The following is a 488-nucleotide window of genomic DNA, read 5'->3' as shown; positions in this document are numbered from 1 at the left end:
GACATTCGCGTTTGCTGAGATTGCCTATTTACTGTCAAAAGAGCAGAGACTAACAGCTCCCTCCCTTTTGGGAACCGAGCGAGTTACTGCCAAAAGAGCAGAGACTAACAGCTCCCTCCTTTCTGAGAACCGATCGAGTTACAGCAAAAAGAGTAGAGACTAACAGCGCCCTCCATTGTGGGAACCGAGCGAGTTACTGCTAAAAGAGCAGGGGCTAACAGCTCCCTCTCTCTGTGGGAGAGGGTTAGGGTGAGGGGCATCACTACTCCAGCAACCCACGTTGGCGTAGCGTGAATCGGGTCGCTTCGTTCAGATCGTAGCTGGCCAGTTCTTCCTTTCGCACCCAGGCATATTCTTCAAACTCGTCATTAAGCGTGATAGTGCGGTTGGCCGCGTGGCAGTCAAAAATCAGGTAAATCATATAGATTTGCTCTTTACTGCCGTCTTCGTAGGTCTTCACCCGCACGTCATCGCGAAACGTCCAAGGT

General features: G+C 51.2%; 1 protein-coding gene. It reads right to left on the bottom strand.

The genetic code is table 11. The features are described from left to right. Positions 1 to 262 precede the first annotated feature (262 nt). On the bottom strand, positions 263 to 488 hold a 226-nt coding region (gene nudI, locus DUK53_RS17100), incomplete at its 5' end, for a nucleoside triphosphatase NudI (protein ID WP_124893240.1).

Origin of the sequence: Listeria sp. SHR_NRA_18 (assembly GCF_003856515.1) — a bacterium.
GTDB classification, from domain to species: Bacteria; Bacillota; Bacilli; order Lactobacillales; family Listeriaceae; genus Listeria_A; species Listeria_A newyorkensis.
Note: the sequence above shows the minus strand (reverse complement) of the source record. Positions and strands in the feature narration are given on the sequence as shown.